Annotated in this window: 11 protein-coding genes; 9 read left to right on the top strand and 2 right to left on the bottom strand. The window is 51.7% G+C overall.

The window, feature by feature from the left end:
• Positions 1-12: 12 nt before the first annotated feature.
• The 8 genes from ACTJJS_RS21620 to ACTJJS_RS21585 all read left to right on the top strand — a co-directional run bounded on the left by ACTJJS_RS21620 (position 13) and on the right by ACTJJS_RS21585 (position 18,890).
• The gene (locus tag ACTJJS_RS21620) at positions 13-8,949 is read left to right on the top strand and encodes a gliding motility-associated C-terminal domain-containing protein (protein WP_440665208.1); all 8,937 of its coding nucleotides are present in this window, start codon (positions 13-15) and stop codon (positions 8,947-8,949) included.
• Positions 8,950-8,968: 19 nt separating this feature from the next.
• Complete coding sequence (locus ACTJJS_RS21615; RefSeq protein WP_168871914.1) at positions 8,969-9,310, top strand: T9SS type A sorting domain-containing protein; 342 nt, start codon at positions 8,969-8,971, stop codon at positions 9,308-9,310.
• Positions 9,311-9,337: 27 nt separating this feature from the next.
• A complete protein-coding gene (locus ACTJJS_RS21610) occupies positions 9,338-13,468 on the top strand; it encodes a PKD domain-containing protein (protein WP_440665207.1) in 4,131 nt (1,376 codons plus the stop codon).
• 32 nt (positions 13,469-13,500) lie between these two features.
• On the top strand, positions 13,501-14,505 hold the full coding sequence (locus tag ACTJJS_RS21605) for a PorP/SprF family type IX secretion system membrane protein (RefSeq protein ID WP_440665206.1): 1,005 nt from the start codon (positions 13,501-13,503) through the stop codon (positions 14,503-14,505).
• Between the two features lie 27 nt (positions 14,506-14,532).
• Entirely contained in the window at positions 14,533-16,524 is a 1,992-nt protein-coding gene (locus tag ACTJJS_RS21600; protein ID WP_440665205.1) for an OmpA family protein, read from the top strand.
• Positions 16,525-16,557: 33 nt separating this feature from the next.
• A complete protein-coding gene (locus tag ACTJJS_RS21595; protein WP_168871918.1) occupies positions 16,558-17,586 on the top strand; it encodes a PorP/SprF family type IX secretion system membrane protein in 1,029 nt (342 codons plus the stop codon).
• A 39-nt stretch (positions 17,587-17,625) separates the two neighbouring features.
• The gene (locus ACTJJS_RS21590; RefSeq protein WP_168871919.1) at positions 17,626-18,216 is read left to right on the top strand and encodes a hypothetical protein; all 591 of its coding nucleotides are present in this window, start codon (positions 17,626-17,628) and stop codon (positions 18,214-18,216) included.
• A gap of 95 nt (positions 18,217-18,311) precedes the next feature.
• Complete coding sequence (locus tag ACTJJS_RS21585; protein WP_168871920.1) at positions 18,312-18,890, top strand: RNA polymerase sigma factor; 579 nt, start codon at positions 18,312-18,314, stop codon at positions 18,888-18,890.
• 6 nt (positions 18,891-18,896) lie between these two features.
• Here ACTJJS_RS21585 and ACTJJS_RS21580 read toward each other — a convergent pair whose 3' ends face one another.
• On the bottom strand, positions 18,897-19,778 hold the full coding sequence (locus tag ACTJJS_RS21580) for a Fic family protein (RefSeq protein ID WP_440665204.1): 882 nt from the start codon (positions 19,776-19,778) through the stop codon (positions 18,897-18,899).
• Positions 19,779-19,938: 160 nt separating this feature from the next.
• On the bottom strand, positions 19,939-20,370 hold the full coding sequence (locus ACTJJS_RS21575; protein ID WP_440665203.1) for a hypothetical protein: 432 nt from the start codon (positions 20,368-20,370) through the stop codon (positions 19,939-19,941).
• A gap of 374 nt (positions 20,371-20,744) precedes the next feature.
• Here ACTJJS_RS21575 and rhaT point away from each other — a divergent pair, with 374 nt between their 5' ends.
• Complete coding sequence (rhaT, locus tag ACTJJS_RS21570) at positions 20,745-21,800, top strand: L-rhamnose/proton symporter RhaT (protein WP_440665202.1); 1,056 nt, start codon at positions 20,745-20,747, stop codon at positions 21,798-21,800.
• Positions 21,801-21,808 lie beyond the last annotated feature (8 nt).

Genomic DNA, 21,808 nt, shown 5'->3' with positions numbered 1-21,808 from the left:
ATGTTTTTCTATATGAGAAATTATACGCTTTCGTTTATTCACAAAACCATCCTCGTGGCAGGTATGCTACTGATGCTGGGCAGCCGTCTGCTGGCGCAGACCGATATCAGCATCGGTACCGGTACCACGGGGAACAGTGATATCGGATATCCCTGTCCGTTACAGGACTACTACGAGGGCAACAGGGCGCAGTACCTGTTTACCGCAGCAGAGCTTACCGCTGCCGGTATGGCCCCGGGATATATTACCGGCCTTAAGTTCGTTGTTAAAAACCTGAACAATGCCGATCTGATCGAACAATACGGCATCAGCATCGGCACTACTACTGTGAGCACCCTCAGCGAAACCAGCTGGGTGCCCGGTACCACTGTGGTGCGCGCGCCGGCAGACTATACCATCCTTAATGGCGTCAACAGCTTCCCTTTCGCCAGTAATTTTTTCTGGAACGGAACAGACAATATTGTAGTGGAAGTATGTAGCGGCTCACCCGTCTCCAATACAGGCACCTTCTATTCCCACAACCCGGAAGTGGCTTTCACCACCGGGTTGGCGTTCAACGGCTCGCATACTTATCGCGCCGATAACGAAGATAACCTCTGCGGTACCATCGAAACCGACAATACCGGTACCATGACCACCCGTCCGAACATCACGTTCTCCTGGATTCCCGCCACTGCCTGTACCGGTGCACCTACCGCCGGCAATGCGGTGTCCAGCACGAGCAGCGTATGTCTCAACGGAACTTTCGACCTGCGCCTCAATGGCGCCACCGTAGCTTCCGGGCTCACCTATCAATGGCAGCAGTCTGCTGACAATGTTACCTGGACCAACATCACCGGCGCTGACAAAAGCATGCTGACGACCACACAAACAGCTACCAGCTGGTACCGCTGTATCGTCACCTGTACTGCCAGCACACAGAGCGCTACCTCTACGGCTGTAAGCGTTTCATCGCCTACACTGGTGTCCGGCAACTTTACCATCAATAAGGCGTTGCCCACATCCGGCAACAACTTCGCCTCTTTCAACGATGCCTATAACTATCTGAAATGCGGTATCAACGGCCCTGTGGTGTTCAACGTGGTGGCCGGCAGCGGCCCCTATACGGAACAACTGTTGCTGAAACCCGTGCCCGGCGCATCAGCAACCAATACCATCACCTTTAACGGTAACGGCGATACGCTGAAATTTAACGCCACCTCTGCCAACAGAGGCGTTATCCAGCTGGACGATGCCGATTATTTCACTTTTAATAACCTCGTGATCAAAGCGATGGGCAGCGGTAGCTCCGGTTACGGCTATGGCGTGTTCCTGACCAACGACGCAGACTTTAATACTATCAGCAACTCCACCATACTGGTGGATTCCACTTCTACCAGCAGCAGCAGTTACGCTGGTATCGTGATCAGCAGCTCTTATACATCGCCTACCACCTCCGGTGACGCGAAATGTGATAACAACACTTTCACCTCCAACAAAATTGTCGGCGGTTATTATGGCGTTGTGCTCACCGGTAGCAGTACCATGGCGAACATGAGCAACAAAATCACCAACAATACCATTACTGAATTCTATAATTCCGGGGTAAATGCCAGCGGATCATTTAACACGTTAGTGGAGAATAATATCATCAGCAGGCCGGCGCGGTCCAACGTGTCGACCTTCTATGGTATCTATTTCTCCAACCTGAATACCAAAGCCAATATCACCCGTAACCGCATCAGCAACCCTTTTGGCGGCGCACCTGCCAGCGTGAGCGGCAGCTACGGGATTTATTTCTCCAGCACGGACGCATTGTCGCAACTGGAGAACGTAGTGTCCAACAACCTGGTGTATAACTTCACCGGTAAGGGTGATGCCTACGGTATCTATAACTCCAGCTCTGACAACGTATGGTATTTCCATAACACCATTGCGCTGGACGGAGCTTCCACCAGCGCCACTACCTATACGGCCCGTGGTTTCTATCAGACTTCCCAGGCCGATGGTATTGAGTTTGTTAATAACCTCATCGCAGTGACCCGTGGTGGCGGTGGCAGCAAATATGCGGTATACTTCAATACCACCACCGGTACCATCCATGCCAATAACAACCTGTACTATATGGCCGCACAAGGCGGTACCAGCTTTACAGGCTACTATACGGCCAACCGCAGCACGCTGCTCGACTGGCAGACGGCTTCCAAACAGGACACTGTTTCCTTGTCGTCCAACCCGCTGTTTGCAGGTGTTGCCTCCGGCAACTATCAGCCTACCAGCGCTTCTATAGATAACAAAGGGCTGCCTGCCGGTATCACTGTCGATATTAACAGCAATACCCGCAGCACCACTACGCCTGACATCGGCGCCTACGAGTTTACGCCTGGTCCGTGTACCACGCCGCCCACACCCGGCGACGCCACTGTGAGCACTACACCGGTATGCGTCAACCGTAAAGTGTCGCTCAGCCTGATCAATAACAGCATCGGCCTGGGACAGACCTACCAATGGCAAACAGCTGCCGTAGCGGGAGGTCCGTATACCAACATCGGCAACCCGATGACCAATCCGGATACTACCATAACAGCAACGGCTACCCTGTATTATCGTGTGGCGGTGACCTGTACAGGCAATACAGCCTACAGCACTCCGGTGCTGCTGACGGTGAATCCGGCCTTCCCGGGCGGTACGTATACCATCAATAAAGGCGCACCGTCCAGCGCGACTAACTTTGTCAGCTTTAACGCTGCCAAGGCTGCCCTGGAATGCGGTATCGCCGGTCCGGTGATATTCAATGTGGTATCCGCTTCAGGCCCTTATGCCGAACAGCTGATACTGGATTCCATCGCCGGTATGTCCGCCACCAACACCATTACCTTTAACGGTAACGGCAATACGATCAAGTTTGCGCCGAACGATGATAACGAAAGAGCAGTGATCAAACTGCGTGGCGCTGACTATGTGACCTTCGACAGCCTCGTGATAGATGCACGCGGCGGTACCAACGGTTATGGCGTACACCTGCTGGCCAATGCGGACAACAACAAGATCACGCATAACCGCATCCTTACCGATAACACCTCCAGCAGCTCCGGTATGGCCGGTGTTGTGATCAATGGTGGTGATGCCAGCACCAGCAGCGGTTCCAATAACCTCTGCGATAACAACCTGGTACGCGGTAATAATATCAACGGAGGATATTACGGTGTGATCGTTTATGGTACAACACCAGGTTCGCCTTCCGGTAACCGTATCGACAGCAACGCCATCAGTGAATTCTATTCCTACGGCATATACCTGACTAACGCAGAGAATACCGTAGTAGACCACAACGACATCTTCCGGACGTCACGCAGCAGCGTGTCTTACTCCAGCTATGGCATCAGTGTGAACAGCAAAGGCGATGGCACCGTTATCAGCGGTAACCGTATCCATGGCCTCTTTAATGCTGCCACAACCACCACGAACTCCTTCTATGGTATTGAGTTCAGCAGCGCCGATGCTATCGTTACCAACCCGGCGAAAGTGATCAACAACGTGATATACGATATCCGTGGAAGTGGTACGCAGCGTGGTTTCTATAACTACAGCAGTGATTTTGTGCTGTACTACCACAATACCGTTGCGCTGAACGATGCCGTCAACACCGGCAGCGCGGAAGCCACCGGTATGTATCAGACCAGCACCGTGGCAGGCGTGGAATTCCTCAATAATATCCTCGATATCAGCCGCGCAGGTGGCGGTAGCAGGACCGGTATCTCCATCGCTTCCGGAGCGGAATTCAAATCCGATTACAACGATATCTTCGTGAAAAGCAGCCGTAATACCGCTTACACCGGTAATAACGGCACCAACTATATTACCCTCGCCGACTGGCGTGCCGGAGCTAAGCTGGACAGCAACTCCCTCGCTATTCAGCCGGTATTTGCCGATCCTTCCGTGGGTAATTTCGCACCGGTGATTTCCCCGCTGGACAACAGCGGCCGCCCGGCAGGCGTCGCCATCGACATCCTGGGCACCGTCCGCAGTACTACCACACCGGACATGGGCGCTTATGAAATCACTATCCCTGAATGTACCTCACCACCATTAGCTGGTAATGCAACGGTAGACCCTACCACGCCGATTTGTATGGGTACGGCCATCAAGCTGGACCTCGTGGGCAACAGCAAAGGTGGTCATCAGACCTACCAATGGCAGGTGTCCGCTACCGCTACCGGTCCGTGGAAATATGTGAGCGACACCCAGTACGTGAGTGTTTTCAATACCATCGCCGGTGCTGAGAAATACTTCCGTTGCGCGGTGGTGTGCAGCAACCGTGATACCGCGTACTCCACACCGGTAATGGTGAACCTCAATGATCCGTTGCTGGCTGGCACTTACACCATCAACCCGTCACAACCTACCAGCACCACTAACTTCCAGTCTTTTGCAGCAGCTGTCTCCAAACTGGAATGCGGTATCGCAGGACCGGTGTTGTTCCTCGCCGCCAACGGCACGTATACCGAGCAACTGACCATGCGTAATATACCGGGTGCTTCCGCTGTCAACAGGGTGACCTTCAGCAGTGCTTCCGGCAATGCGGCAGATGTGACCATCAGCTACGCCGGTACGTCCGCGCTGAACTACGTGCTGAAGCTTGACAGTGTGAGTTATGTGACCTGGCAGAAAATCACCTTTAAACCAACAGGCACTACTTACACAAGGGCCGTGGAATTTGCGAAGAAAGCATCTTATGACAGCCTGCAGCTGTGTGCCATCACCCTGCCTGTATCTACGTCCACAGGGACCAACAGCGCCGGCGTGTACGCCAGCAACTGTACCGGCCTGGGCAACGTGATCGCCGGCAATACCTTCACCGAAGGCGCTAACGGCGTGTATTGGGTAAACAGCTATGGGGAATTAATGTCTCCGGGCGTTACCATCGACAGCAATACCATCAACCGTTCGTATAACTATGCTGTTTATGCATCGTATGTCAACAGGCTGACCGTGCGTAAAAACACCATCAACCTGAATGGAGCCCTGGCTTCAACAACATATGGCGTTTATGCGGGTGATTGTGATACCGCTATCACCGTTACCAGAAATAAAATCAATATCAACAATACCGCTTCCAAAGGATATGCGATCTACCTCAGTTATTGCGATCCGGGAGCAGCAGCCCCCGGCCTGGTGACCGGCAATGAGATATTTGCCCGCACGGCCAATACCGGTGAACTGAGAGGTATCACCATGACATCTTCCAATACTACTACTGTGAGCAACAACGTGGTCAGCATTCATACTACTGCTACCAATTCGTACGGCCTTTACAGTGAGTATGGCAAGAACCTGAATTATCTTAACAACAGTATCCTGAACACTTCCACCAGCAGTAACAATAACTATGCGGCTTACTTCTCGCATACGTCTTCTTCTGCTTCTCCGGTGAAAGTGAGAAACAACATCTTCTCTTCCGATGCAGGCCGTACCATGTATGTCGCTAATCCGAACTATCTGAACAGCGATTACAATACATTGTACACTACCGGTACTGTCTTGGTAAGACAGAATACGCCGGCAGCGTCTTACGCTACACTGGCTGACTACCGTACCGGTAGCGGGCTGGATGCCAACGCGATCGTGTACAAACCGGCGTTTACAGGGGTTAACGACCTGCATCCGGTGCTCACGGATCCGGAAGTGTGGGCTATCCATGGCCGTGGCGTGCAGGTGCCTGGCAACGATAAGGACATCGACGGTAACCCAAGGCCGGTGACATTGCAGGAAGGCGTACCTGACATGGGCGCCTATGAATTCCTGCCTACTTCCGTGCCTCCGGCATTACCTGCCTTCCCGGCCGCACCGGCAGCAGGAGTTACCCAGACCTTCATGTTCGGTACCGATACCGTGACGAAGATCACCTGGAACAATGCCACCCTGCCGTCCAATATGACCGTACGCCGCTATTCCGGCGTGAAACCGCCGAATATCGCACCGGGCACAGACTTCATGTATTTCTATACCGACGTGGACGTTACCCCGGCCAGCGGCGTGTATAACTTCAATATCCAACAGTTCTATCTCGACCCTTGGCAGGGTTATATCAAACGCCAGAAAGACATCCGCCTGGCGATGACCGACAGCACGGACAAGTGGAAGACAGATACGCTCAGTAAAGTGGATGATATCGCCAATGTGATCGTTGACAGCACCCTGCATTATTTTGATAAGTTCACCGGACTGAATGGCGGTATTAACGCACCGCAGCAGCTGCAACCCGCAGACAGCTCCAACAGGGGCACCCGCTTCTGGGTAGGCTATGGCCATCACCAGTTCTTCACCGGCGACAACAGCCAGCAGATGGTGCTGTACCTGAACGCGAAAGACTCCTCCAACGTGACAGTCCGCGTAAACGGTACTTCATGGGTACGTACCTATCACATACCGGCCAATAAAACCATCACGACGGAAACACTGCCCAAAGGCGGTATGAACGACGCCCGTCTGTTGGAAGAAGGCTGGTCCGACAGAGGCATCAGCATCGAAAGTGATGTGCCTATTGTGGCCTATGCGCATATTTATGGCAGCGCTTCTTCCGGCGCCACCATGCTGCTGCCGGTAGGTACTTATGGCTACGATTACTATGCGCTGACTTCCAGACAGAATTACGGCACAGATACCTATTCCTGGTTCTACGTGGTGGCGGATTATGACAACACCACCGTGGAAATAACGCCCAGCGTGCCTACGCTGGCAGGCCGTCCGGCCAACCAGACGTTTACCGTAACGCTGAACAAAGGTGAAGTGTACCAGGTACTGGGCGCACTGCAAGCCGGTTCTGAAGGGTTCGACGTATCCGGCAGCCACGTGCGTTCCATTGTGAACAGCGACGGTAAGTGTTTCCCGCTGGCCTTCTTCTCCGGCAGCAGCCGTACCGGTATCGGATGTGGCGGCAGTTCGGGCAGTTCCGGTGATAACCTCATCCAGCAAAACTTCCCGTCACAGGCATGGGGTAAAAAATACCTGACAGCGCCTACTTCTATCGATAATGACGCTGCCAGCTTTATGACCAACATCTACCGCGTACTGGTGAAAGACCAGGCCACTATCGTGAAACGTAATGGCGTGGCACTGACCGGTCTGATCAACAACCGCTTCTATCAGTATGAAAGCAATACCGCCGATTACATCGAAGCCAATCAACCGGTAATGGTGGCACAGTACATGTCGTCCAGCGGCTCCTGTGATAACACATGGGGTGATGGTGATCCGGAAATGATCTACCTCAGCCCGCTCGAACAGGGTATCAAGCAAGTCGGTTTGTACCGCAATACCGTTGAATCTATCAACACCAACTATCTTACCCTCATCATACCAACAGGCGGATTGAGTTCTTTACAGATCGATGGCAGCAACCTGTTTGACCACACTTACGCGCATCCTAACCATCCCGGCTATACGGTAGTGGTGAAAAGGTGGGATGCCGCCGCAGCACAATGTAATGTTGTCGCTGACTCGGCCTTCACCGCTATCACTTACGGCTTGGGCAGTGTGGAAAGCTATGGTTACAACGCCGGAACATTGGTGAAGAACCTCAATATCCTGCCGGCCTTCAGCAACGTGCTGAACCCGTCCAGTGGCAATAACACGTACACCTGTGCGAAAACGCCGTTCCGCTTCTCCATGTTGATACCGGTGAAACCCACCACACTCACCTGGAAGCTGAGCGCTGTAAAGAACCTGACACCTGCGGTGGACGTGGTGCAGACCAATCCGGTGCCTAAAGATTCACTGGTGGCCAATGACCGTACTTACTACCGTTTTGTGCTGCCAGACGAATATGTGTTCTCTGCACCGGGTACTTACAACGTGCCTATCCTGATTTCCCATCCGGACATCGAAAGCTGTAACAACAGCTTTGAGGCTATCCTCTCTATGAAAGTAATACCAGCGCCGGTGGTGGACTTCACCAGTGCGTACTCCGGTTGTGTGGGCGATGTGGCCCAGTTCACCGGCAGCGCCACTACCAGCAACAATGTGGGCATCAACAGCTGGAACTGGAATTTCGGTGATACCACTTACGGTTACCGGAAGGATACGACCAAACAATTCAGATATCCCGGCATCCATAAAGTGAAACTCAGCATCGTAGCGGCAGAAGGATGTATCGGTGATACCACGAAAGAAGTGGAAGTATATGCGCCGGGCATTGCTGCTATCGTGAAAGACTCCATGACCGTGTGCTCCGGCAGTGATGTGTCACTGGCCGTAAAAGATCCGGAAGCAGGCGTGCTGTACAACTGGTACGATGCGCCGACAGGAGGTAACCTGCTCTTTACCGGTAACGTATACACGATCAATGCGGTGAGCGTCAGCGGTACCTACTACCTCGAAGCCATCAATCATGGTTGTCCTGGCGCAAGCCGCGCCAAAGCAGTGGTACATGTGCTGCCGCTGTTGACCACACCGGTGGTGAGAGTGGACACTGTAGGCGTAAACATGATACGCTTCAAATGGGACAAGGTGCCCAATGCCACCAGCTACGAAGTATCTACCGATGGCGGTCTTACCTGGACACAGCCATCGTCCGGAAGAGAAGGACTGGAGCATACGATCACCGGTCTGCAGCCATCACAGAGCGTGAAACTCCTCGTGAAAGTGAGAGGTTGTGAGGACAAAATATCTGATCCGGCCGAAGGCAAAACCCTGCCGGATGGTATCTACATCCCCAACACCTTTACACCGAACAGCGACGGTAAGAATGACGTGCTGAAAGTGTATGGTTATATCATCAACAAAATACACATCGCCATATTCGATCAGTGGGGTGAAAAAGTGTTTGAGTCCAATAGCCAGGATATAGGATGGGACGGTACTTACAAAGGCAAGACAATGCCTTCCGGCGTGTACATCTATGTATGTCACCTGGTATTGAAAGACGGTTCCAGTGTAGAGAAAAAAGGTGTGATCAACCTGATCCGATAACCAAAAAAATGAAAGAAAGATGAAGTACTTGCTTGCTTTCATAATTACAGCTGCGTTGCTGCATGGGGGAATAACCCATGCAGCAGCCCACAGCTGTCGGCAGGGGATAGACAGTCTGCTTAACAGCGCCCGGTCTATCACTGCTTATCCCAATCCGGCCTCTGTGTCCGTACATGTGAAGTCAGTGAAAGAACTGCGCGAGCTGGTCATTTACGGACTGGACGGCAGACAGGTAAGGAGAATAGCCACGCCGGGGAAAGACCATATGGTACAGGTTTCCGGACTGGCCCAGGGTTCTTACATGTTACGGGCCTTATTTGAAGATGGGACAAGAACGTCAAAGATGATCATCAAACAATAATCATTTCAAGATGAAAAATTGTACAAGATGTTAACCAAAATCATTTCTCATCCTGCCAGCCAACGGCTACAGCGATGTCTCATAACCATATCTGTGTTAGTGTTGCAGTTCGTAGCCTTTAGTTCGCACGCCCAGAATCTTTCCAATAAAGGGAAAGACTTCTGGGTTGGCTACGGACATCACCAGTTCATGGAACCGGGAGGGGGCAACACGCAGGAGATGATCCTGTACCTGAGCGCCGAACAGGCCGCTACGGTAATAGTGAACATCACCGGCACCGCGTGGACACGGACTTATAACATCCCTGCCAACACGGTTATTGCAACAGACCTGATACCTAAAACAGGCGCCAATGATGCCCGGTTGTATTCACCACCGCCATCTTTCGGCGGTACAGGCGGTGAAGGTACCTTTACCAACAAATCCATCCACATTCAGAGCAATGTGCCTATCGTAGCTTATGCCCATATTTTTGGCAGCGCCTCTTCCGGCGCTACTATGCTGATGCCGGAAGAAACATGGGGCTACTCCTATATTTCTGTCAACAGCCAGCAGGACTATGCCTCCGATTGTTTTTCCTGGATGTTTGTGGTGGCCAACCAGAACAATACCGTGGTGGAAATAAAACCTTCGGTACTGACGCGTAACGGCCGTGCGCCGGGCGTTCCGTTCACCGTAACACTTAACCGCGGCGATATTTACCAGCTGGTAGGCGCTTCCCTCGGCGGCTCCAAAGGCCGTGAACTGACCGGTACCACGGTGAAGTCCATCGGTAACTCCGCCGGCGAATGTTACCCGGTAGCGGTGTTTTCCGGCAGTAGCCGTACCTCCCAGTCGTGCACCAATAGCGGCGGCAGCGGCGATAATAATATCCAGCAGGTGTTCCCCTTCCAGGCATGGGGAAAACGTTACCTGACTGCGCCTTACTCGCATTCTGCCACCCCTACTTCCAATCAGACCTCGATGTATAAAGTAGTGGTGAAAGATCCGACAACGATTGTAAAATTAAATGGCGGCAGTATGCCTGGCCCATTGATCGCTAATTCCTACTATGAGTTCAATAGTAAAACGGCCGATTATATTGAAGCCGATAAACCTATACTGGTAGCACAATACATGCCGTCATCCGGCTCCTGCGGCAATAGTGATCCGTTGGGTGATCCGGAGATGGTTTACCTCAGCCCGATAGAACAGGCGGTTAAACGGACAGGCTTCTATCGCAACAACCGTGAGTTCATCACAGTCAATTACCTGACGCTCATCATTCCGACAGGCGGTCTCACCTCCCTGTTGATCGATGGCAGTCCGTTGTACAATACTTCATATCCGCATCCCAATATGCCGGGTTATTCCGTCGTGGTGAAACGCTGGAATGCCGCACAGGCACAGTGTATTGTGACCAGTGATTCCGCTTTTACCGCCACCACTTATGGACTGGGCAGCGTGGAAAGTTACGGTTACAACGCCGGTACGCTGATCAACAACCTCAACGCAGTGGGTTCTATTCACAACGAACTTGATACTTCTAAAACAACCAATGATTTTACCTGTACACAAACACCGGTAGAACTATCTATCCTCATGGCGTATAAGCCTACCAAGATGGTATGGAAACTGAGCCTGCTGGGAGCCGCTATCACGCCCAATGCCGATGTGACGGTGAATAATCCTGTACCGGTGGCTACCGTGGTGATCAACGGTATCACTTACTATAAGTATACTTTACCGGGCTCTTATAAATTCGCCAACACCGGTGAGTTTGATATCACGGTGATGTCTACCCATCCATCCATTGAAAACTGTACCAATACCGAAAAGGTAGGCTATACGATTTCCGTAAAGACCAAGCCCCGTGCGATATCCAGCTATACCTACAGCGGCTGTACGCTGGACAGCGCCATCTTCAAAGGAGAGAACAATCAGCCGGATTATAAAATAGGCCGCTGGAAGTGGGAGTTCCCCGGTCCGGCGCTCGATAGCGGCATCGAAGTACATCATGTGTTCCAGCCGGGACAGGCCAATGTGAAACTGACGGTGATCTCTACCGATGGTTGCGTGGGCGACACCGCCTTCCAGGTGACCGCTGCCGCTAAACCGGTAGCTAATTTCGCCAGTGACGTGCCGTCGCTGTGTGAAGGCGCGCCGGTAAAACTGACGGACAACTCCACCTACGGCGGAACAGCACCCTTAAAAGAGTGGTACTGGGATTTTGGCAACGACTCCGTGAAGAAAGCCACTACCAATGCGCCGGAATCCATGACCTATAATGGCTATAAAACGTATACCGTCAAACATGTGGTGAAAGTGAGCGATCTGTGTATCAGCGATACCGCCACCCAGACCATTACCGTATATGCGAAGCCGCATGCAGCCTTCGCCTTCCCGGGCGACTGTCTGCCGGTAGATGGCATTGTACAGTTTAACAGCACCGCCACTGTACCGGACGCGCAGACCCTTACAGGCCACAGTTGGGATTTCGGCGATGCCAACGCCACACCAACCAATCCCAATACCTCGTTGCTGGCCTCGCCTTCGCACGCCTATACGAAGTTTGGCACTTATACCATCAAATACCAGGTAACTACCGATAAAGGCTGTACGAAAGATACTACCGTCACTGCCAGCTTTAAACTGAAGCCGCAGCTGGCCTATGCACCGGTGACCGGTGTATGCGTGAACGTGAAAGGCAGTATCAAAGTGGCCAATGCCACCGTACAGAACGGAGTGACCGGCAATGGCTACTACAAAGGACCAGCGACCGACTCCTCCGGTAATTTCACACCTTCCACAGCAGGACCGGGAACCCATCAGATCTGGTATGTGTTTAACGCCAGCACCGGTTGCACGGATTCAGTGGCCACTAACGTGGTCGTATATCCGAAGCCATCGGCGGCCTTTACCGCTACGGCCAGTGTATGTCTTGGTCAGCCGGCGGTGATCACGGACCAGTCCACCATCAGTGGTGGCGCTATCACCACCTGGAAGTGGGACGATGGCAAAGGCCAGCAAACACAGGCCACCAACAATAGTCCGTTTAACGTGCTCTATACCACCGATGGCAGTTATACCGTGAAACTGGTTGCCGTCAGCGATCAACAATGCGTAAGCGACACCGCCTCCATGCCGGTGGCCGTACATCCGTTGCCGGAAGTGAATTTCCAGCTGCCTGCTTCCGTGTGTATGCCGGAGGGTAGCGCGAAGTTCACCAATCTGACCACTATCAAAGACAACTCAGCCCTCACCTGGCAGTGGAATTTCGGCGATGGCAGCGCTACTGCTGCATTAAAGGACCCGTTGCATAACTACACCGCTTACGGTCCGTTCGACGTGGTGCTCTCCGCTACTTCCGCTTTCGGATGTAACGCACAGGCCACCAAACGGATGGAAGCCTTCTTCGGTCAGCCGGTGGCCTCCTTTAAAGTAGCGCCGGACACACTGTGCCAAGGTACAGATAACACTTTCACCGACCAGAGCACTGATGATAAAAGCAATATCACCACCTGGGCATGGGAATTCGGCGATGGTTCTACTTCCACCGCACAGAACCCCGTGAAAAAATATACTTCCCCTGGCGAATATGGCGTACAGCTGAAAGTAACGAATGCCGCAGGTTGTACCTCCGCGCCATTCAGCAGCAAAGTAGTGGTGTACCTGCAACCTGTCATCGATGCTGGCCAGTCATTTGTGGTGCCGCAGGGAACAGTGATCACCTTCAGGCCTACGGCCAATGATTCCGTGAACCTGAAGTTCCGGTGGGAGCCGGCCGCAGACTTCCCCAACCCAACGTTGTTGTCGCCCACTATTCCGGCTATGCACGACCAGATTTATACACTGACAGCGATCGGTAAACACAACTGTACCGCCACGGACCAGATGTCTGTGAAAGTGTTGAAACCAGTGGTACCGCCCAATGCTTTCTCTCCCAACGGTGATAACATCAACGACAAATGGGTGATCTATAACCTGAGCGATTATCCTGACAGTAAAGTGGAAGTATTTAACCGCTACGGTCAACGGGTATATGAATCCAGTGGTTATGCACAGCCATGGGACGGCCGCTTTAAAGGCAATCCGCTGCCGGTAGGCACTTATTACTATGTCATCACCCTGCGTAACGGATTTGCGCCGCTTTCAGGGTATGTGGCCATCATCAGATAACGAACATTATTCACATAAAACACGGACACAAAATGAGAACTAAAATTGCAACATGGCTCATGTCAGTGACAGTCTTCTTCGCCGGCTCCAGGGCGATGGCCCAGGCTGACCCGCATTTCTCGCAGTACTATACCTATCCGTCGTGGCTTAATCCGGCCCTCACCGGCGCTTTCGACGGCGACTACCGTATTGCTGCGATATACCGCACCCAATGGGGAAATATCAGTCCCTTTAAAACATACGGCATCACGGCGGAAGTGCCCACCGCGAAGAACATCAACTTCGGCGCCAGTGTACTGAACCAGGCCGCCGGCGATGGTGGCTATAACTACACCACCGGTTATATCAGTGCCGCCTATACGGGCGTAAAGCTGGACGCCGCGCATTACCATCAGCTCAACTTCGGTCTGCAGCTGGGATTTATACAGCGCCGTTTTGATCCTTCCAAGCTCACCTTTGGTGAGCAATGGAACCCGGTGACCGGCTACAATCCCGGCAACCCGGTAACGGATATACTGACAAGGACCTCTTCTCTTTCCTTTGATGCGGGTGCCGGCGCACTCTACTACGACGCTACTCCGGGCAAGAAGTTCAATATTTACGGCGGCTTCTCCGTGATACACCTTACCCGTCCGCAGGACCAGTTTGCCGCGAAGGGCGATGCCCGTTTTCCGATGCGCTTCAACGTGCATGGCGGCGTGAAACTAACGTTGTCGGACGTATTGAGCATTACGCCCAACTTCCTGTTTATGGCACAGGGACCAGCGCAGGAAAAGATGATCGGCGCCTATGGACAGCTGAAAGCCGCAACAGAAACAGATTTTCTCCTTGGGCTGAACTACCGTTACAAAGATGCTGTCACCACGCATGCCGGTTTTATTTATAAGACCATGATGCTGGGCGTGAGCTACGATATCAATACATCAGACCTGAGCAAAATGGCCCGCGGTTCCAACAGCTTTGAAGTATCACTCACATTTATCGGACGGAGGAAGGTGAAGACACCGGAAGTGGAATTTGTATGTCCCCGTTTGTAATTCATCTCTACTTGTAACAGACATCTCATGAAAAAAATATTCTTTACAGCATCCGTGTTACTGGTCGCTATGACGCTACAGGCGCAGTTTACCTACGATTACCTGAAAGCCGCCGATCAATATTACAAAAAGGAAGATTATAATTCAGCTATTCAGTATTATGAAAAATACCTCGGCACCAGAACTAAATCCTTCCGAAAGGATTCCTATAAGCCTTATGCGGCGGTGAATGCCAGCCGTAAGAACATGGTGCCGGTGAGCAGTGAGCAGCAGGCTGTGTATAAACTGGCAGAGAGTTACCGCAATCTGCATAACTATGAAAAGGCGGCGCCTCACTACGAAAACGTACTGGAAGCAGACAGAAAAAATTTCCCGCTGGCAGCCTACTACTATGCTGTTTCACTCCGTGCCCTCGGTAAATACGAGGAGGCCGAGAAAGCCTTCCATAGCTTTCTGCAGGGCTATGGCGGTAAAGACAGTTACAGTGCTTCCGCTGAACGGGAAGTCAATAACCTCGCATTTATCAATGCCCAATTAAAACGGTCTGACCTTTCCCTCTATGAAATACGTAAGGCGCCGGCTGCGCTGAATACCACCGGAGCGAGCTATGCGCCGCTCTGGACGGCAGATGGCGCATTGCTGTTTACCTCCACCCGCCCCGACCCCGCCAAAAATAAAGGGTTCATCAACAGGGTGTACACCGCAGATTATGCTGACGGGCAGGCTGCCAACATCCGGCTGCTGCCGGTTGCACAGCCTGAATCGCTGCACCAGGGTGCTGTCAGCATCAGCCCTGACGGACAGCAGCTGTTCATCACCCGCTGGCAGATAGATCACGGTAAAAAAAGCACCGCTATCTGGGTATCCCGGAAAAACGGTAATAACTGGGGCGAACCTGCGCCACTGGACGCTGTGATCAATGTGCCGGGCAGCAACACACAACAGCCTTTTGTATTGCCTGATGGCAAACACCTGCTGTATGCCAGCGACCGCCCCGGCGGCCAGGGCGGATTTGACCTGTGGTGTGCCACACTGGACGAAACCGGTAAGCCTGTGAGCACCGTCAATCTCGGTGAAGTCATCAATACTGCAGATAACGAACAAGCGCCTTATTATCACGCTGCCACCCGTACGCTGGTGTTTTCCACTGACGGCCGCACCGGTATGGGCGGGTACGATTTCTTCAGCAGTAAAGGAGAGCCGGGCAACTTCCAGGTGCCGGTGAACATGGGGTATCCGGTCAATTCCGTCAAAGATGACATTTACTTCGCCAGCCGCAGCAACAACCGTAACCTTCTCGATGATGTGCTGCTGGGGACAGACAGGGCGGCCGAATGTTGCCTGGAACTTTTCTTCCTGCACAAGACCCGTCCGGCACGGCAGCTCAGTGGCATCGTAGTGGCATGTAACAGCAATACCCCTGTTGCCGGTGCGGAAGTACGTATCATCGATACCGTTAGTCACCAGGTGGTCACCACCCGCAGTACCGGTGCCGATGGTAGTTACGCCTTTACGCTGAATGAATACCAGCCGCTGGTGGCCGTTGCCAACGCAGCGGGTTACCGGCAGGGCACCCAACACATCGGGGTGCCGCAGAATGAAGATACCGTGGCCATCACAGCGCCGGAGCTGTGCCTGACGCCGATAGTGCCGCCTCCATCGCCGGTGACACTCGAAAACGTATACTACGACTACGACAAAGCGACGCTCAAAGAAGAATCTTTTGCCTCCCTGGATAAGCTGGTAACGCTGTTGCAGACCAACCCGACAATGGAGATACAGCTGAGCGCGCATACTGACGGCAAGGGAGGCACGCGTTACAATCAGCGTCTTTCCGAAGCCCGCGCCAAGAGCTGCGTAGACTACCTCGTGGAAAAAGGAATAGACCCTCACCGCCTTACCCACAAGGGTTATGGCGCATCCATGCCAATAGAGCCCAATACACTGCCTGATGGGTCTGATAACCCCGAAGGAAGACAGAAGAACAGAAGGACCACTTTCACGATAACGAAGAAGTAATGCGGGCCTGTTTTTAACCTAAAACATTGAGTCATGAAAAAGTTTGTGTTAACTGGTCTGATGGGATTGATGACGATGTGGGCGCAGGCACAACAACAGCCGCACTACACGCAGTATATCATGAATCCTTTCATCATCAATCCTGCTGTGGCAGGAATAGAAAACTACTGGGACCTGCGGCTGAGCCACCGGCATCAATGGGCAGGATTGAATGGTGCGCCGGTGACCACCTATCTGACGGTGCACGGGCCGTTGCGCAAATCGGATTACAGCAATGCGTCTCCTACCGGCTTTGAGATGCCGGGCGAGAACCCACGGGGCAAGGCTTACTGGCGTGACTATACGACACCGCCGCCGCACCCCGGCGCCGGCCTGACAATCCTGAATGACAAAGCAGGACCGCTTAACCGCTTCTCCATCAGCGCCGCCTATGCACATCATATCAACCTGTCGCCACGAACCAGCCTGAGCGCGGGCCTGTCGCTCGGTATGCAGCAGGTGAGCCTCGATGCCAGTAAAGTAGGGTTCCTGGACCCTAACGATCCGGCCATTGGCGGCACGGGCATCCTGAACCGCTGGCGCCCTGATATCGGCGCAGGGTTGTGGTTGTATTCAGCAGATTTTTTTGCAGGCCTTTCTGCGCAGAACATCATTCCCCAGAATATCGGCTATGATAACGGTAAGCTGGTGGGAGACAGTGTGTACCGCGGTAAACTGGTGCCTCATCTCTTTTTCACGACGGGCTATCGCTTATGGATAAACGACGATATCAATGTATTGCCTTCCGTGATGGTGAAGTTTATTACCGCTATGCCGGTCAGCGTGGATGTGAATGCCCGCATGATGTTCCGTGACCGCTTTTGGGCGGGGGCGTCTTACCGGCTGCACGACGGCGTGGCAGGCATGTTTGGGGTGAACATCAACTCCACTTTTAACATCGGTTACTCTTACGACTATACGGCATCTTCCCTGAATACCGTCAGCAAAGGCTCTCATGAGATCATGATCGGTTTCCTGCTGGGTAATAAATACGGGGATACCTGTCCGCGGAATGTATGGTAGAAAAAATCAATCAAAATAAACACTTAAACCAAAATTGAAATGATGAAACAAGTAAAGCGCTTCATGCCCTATGCACTGGTCCTTTCTGCTGTAGTATTTTTCATGTCTTGTTCTAAAGATGGTCCTGCCGGTCCTGCTGGTCCTGCCGGTAACAATGGCACACAAGGTCCGCAAGGTCCTAAAGGCGATCCCGGAGATCCAGGTTCAGCTAACGTTATTTATTCCGGCTGGCTGGATGTTCGTTTCCAGGGAGCTCAAACTGTCACCAATCCTGATGGTACCGTAGACACTGTTTTGTACGCCGCGGCCATCAATGCGCCTAAACTGGATTCCGCTGTATTGGCCAATGCCCTGGTGAATGTGTATATCAACCTGGGCACAGCTTCGCAGCAAAGCATTGTGCTGTTGCCTTACACCGATGAATTCGGAACGCTGATCCGGTATGTGGCGGCTTCCAAATCCATCAGCCTTATTTCAAATGGTAATCCCAGTACCCAGACAACATCAACCGGTAAACGTTATCAGTACCGCTATGTGATTGTGCCGGGTGGTGTGGCAGCCCGTTCTGCCAGCAATCTGGACTGGAAAAATTATAGCCAGGTTCGGCAGGCGCTGAACCTGCAAGACTAGGTTATTACTCATAGCCTCCAGCATATAGAAATAATGGTCTCCCTGTCGAGGGAGACCGTTTCCTGAACCTATTTTTTAACGCTTGAAACCTGTGTATGAACAAGTATTCTGATTTTACCGACCACGAACTTATTCGCCTGTATATTGATGGCGATAACCATGCGTTTACCACGCTGGTACATCGTCATAAAAACAGATTGTATACAACAATAGTGCTGCTGGTACGCAACCGTGACCTCGCAGAAGATATTTTTCAGGAAGTCTTCATCAAGATTGTCAATGCCCTGCACAGCGGGCAATATGCTGACAACAACCGTTTCCTGGCCTGGGCCGTACGGATTGCCCATAACTGCTGTATCAGCCATTTCCGCAAGGCCAGCGCCTGGGGCAAAACCATGGTAGCGCCCTATAATGATGAAATGGGCGACAGCCTCGATCTGATGGAGCATAGCGCAGAACATCACCTGATAACGCACGAAACCAACCAGGAGATAGGGGCCTTGCTGGACCAGCTGCCGACGGTACAGCGGGAAGCCGTGATCTTACGGTATTATGCAGACCTGAGTTATAAAGAGATAGCACAAACCATCGGTATCAGTATAAATACAGCCCTTGGCCGGGTGCGCTACGCGATCATGAACCTGCGGAAACAGATGTTGGTGGAAGAGGCCTGAACCTTGTCAATTCAAAGTATTGATCAGGTTAACCACTACTTTAATCATCATGTCCATTTCATCAGCTTTACTTTCTGCAATCATCAGTGTCATGGCTACGAGTGCGTTGTCCGCGATACGTTTGGACCCGTCTTTCCGGTAAAGCAAATTATTTCTTGCCATAAACCAGACAAACAGAAAAGCAGCGATTCGCTTGTTGCCATCTGAAAAGGAGTGATTTTTAATCACGAAATATAACAGGTGCGCTGCTTTTTCTTCTACGCCAGGATATAACTCTTTGCCGTCGAATGTTTGGTAAATGACCGCCAGGGAACTGCGGAAGGAGTCGTCTTTTTCATTGCCAAACAGGCTGCTGCCCCCAAATTTATCCTTCAGGCCCTGGACTGCCTCCATGGCTGCCGGATAGGTAATGTGAAAGCGATTGTCCGCCGTGGTGTCGATAGTTTGCAAACGCTGATGGTCATATTGGTCGAGTATGTCTAACGCATATGCATAATCGGTCAACACGCGCTGCAAGGCTGCGGTTTCGTCTTCCGCGGCAGGGAAGGTGGTCGTCGGCTGTGTCAGTTGCTTGCTGATGGTCTGGTTCACCCATGTCCGGAATTGAATGCACCGCCGGGATTTAATGCGATAAGCTATTGCAATAGCCATGTCCAGCGTATAGTTATCAGCGCCGTTGCTGGTGGCCGCTTCCTCGGCTTCTCCTTCGAGATAAATATAATTAATGTGAAGACGGATGTCGTTTTCGGGCTGCCGAAACAATGTCGCTATCTGCCTTGGCGTGAGCCAGATATTGTTGTGTTTTATCTGAATGTCGACGGAAGTAAGTTCTGTGTCTGTTTGATAGACAAGGGCGGGCTGATTACCCGTGGTAGTGATGTGATACATGACTTTTCTCTTTTGGGTTAAAAAAGTATGGATGATTTGCAAAGATATATTTAAAAAAATATTTGATAGCTTTAAGGAAATGAGCTGTCAGGTATTACTAGACAGCTCGTTTTTTCCAATGATGCTTTTGCCTGTCTGCACTTCGTTTGAAGCAGGAATTCTATAACTCGCCTGGAACGGCTTCCTCTCTTTTCGGTTTCTGGCCTTTCCCCCAGGCATATCCACCCCCAACGCCGAGAGTAGTAGTGGTGATATGTTCAAGTATGCGCATCGAAACCTCCTCTTTATCCAGATATATGCAATAGACAAAAACACTGGCTATAACCAATACAAGGATGGTCAATAAAATAAAAACTAATATCCGATTTCGAAGCATGTATTTGGGCGCAGATCTGAGATATTCTGCCTGCAAGCGCAGATTTTCCCTGGAAATTTCATAGTCGTTTTGTTGTCCCTGCGACTTTAGCCGCATTTCTTCCTGGCGGAGTTTCAGCTCTTCCCTTTGGGTTTCCAGAAGATTTAACAAAGCGGTTTCCGTCAATAACTCATCTTGTTTTTGATGATCGATTGGTTGAAAGGTATTTTCTGACATGGGTTAACGATTTGAATTTTACAATAACATATCCAGTCACTTCATTACTTCCCAGCTTCGGCGGTACAAACTTTGTTGCCAGAATAGATTGTGGGTCTTTTTGAAAAAGTCTGACATACGCCGACGGAGATAATAACAGCTCCTGGCGTAATTGAAAAGGCTTGGGCATATTTATAATCATATACAAAATGTTTAGTTGCCTGCAATATCCGCCAATCCATCCCTCCAAATGTTAACCACTTGTAAATGATCGAAATCCGATCCAGGTGATACTTCGTGTATCACAGAACCCCGTGCGGTCATCCCATAACAGTCCATGACAGCCCGGCCCGCTGATTTATCTACTTTAGTAAAAACAGATACAAAAATTCCACATGGCTGTAATCGCAGGTATCATATTCCACTTCATAGGCGGCTTCGCCTCGGGCAGTTTTTACATGCCCTTCAAAAAAGTAAAAGGCTGGCAATGGGAATCATACTGGCTGGCAGGAGGCCTGTTCTCCTGGCTGATAGTACCGCCGGTAGCGGCATGGCTTACCCTGCCGGGATTCGCTGATTTCATTGCACAGGCTTCCTGGCGCACGCTGGCGGCGACCTACGTGTTCGGGCTGCTATGGGGCATCGGCGGCCTCACTTACGGACTGGGCATCCGCTACCTGGGCATGTCACTGGGCAACTCAGTGATGCTCGGCTGCTGCTCGGTGTTCGGAGCGCTGGTACCGGCGATATACTACAACATCGTCCCCACAACAGGGAAAACATCGCTGTCGGATATGCTCGGCAGCACCTGGGGACAGGTAGTCCTTACCGGCATGCTGGTATGCCTCGCAGGCATCTGCATCTGCGGAAAAGCGGGCATGATGAAGGAAAAGGAACTGCCGGAAGAAGAAAAGAAAAAGACAGTGGCGGAGTTCAACGTGATAAAAGGCCTGATAGTAGGCGTGGTATCGGGTATCCTCAGCTCCTGTTTTGTCTATGGGATAGAAGCAGGGAAAAGTATGGCGGAAATGGCTGTCACACGCGGACTGGACCCGCTGTACCAAAACAATGTGACCTATGTGGTATTACTCTGGGGCGGCCTCACCACCAACCTGGTTTGGTGCGTGTTGTTGAACCTGCGTAACCGCTCGTACACGGATTACACCAACAAACAAACACCACTGGCGGCTAATTACTTTTTTTCGGCGTTGGCCGGCACTACCTGGTTCCTGCAGTTTTTCTTTTACGGCATGGGCGAAAGTAAACTGGGCAACGGCGCCAGTTCATGGATACTGCACATGGCTTTCATCATCCTGATCGCCAACATGTGGGGACTGGTGCTCAAAGAATGGAAAGGCGTCAGTAGCAGGGCTAAAGCTACCATTATCGCGGGTAATCTTACTATTCTCCTTTCTGTATTAATCGTTGGTTACGGAAACTCTCTTAAATAAATATTTGT

The sequence above is a fragment of the Chitinophaga sp. 22308 genome (genome assembly GCF_052045305.1).
Taxonomy (GTDB): Bacteria; Bacteroidota; Bacteroidia; order Chitinophagales; family Chitinophagaceae; genus Chitinophaga; species Chitinophaga varians_A.
The sequence above is the reverse complement of the archived record's forward strand: the minus strand, read 5'-3'. Positions and strand labels throughout refer to the sequence as shown.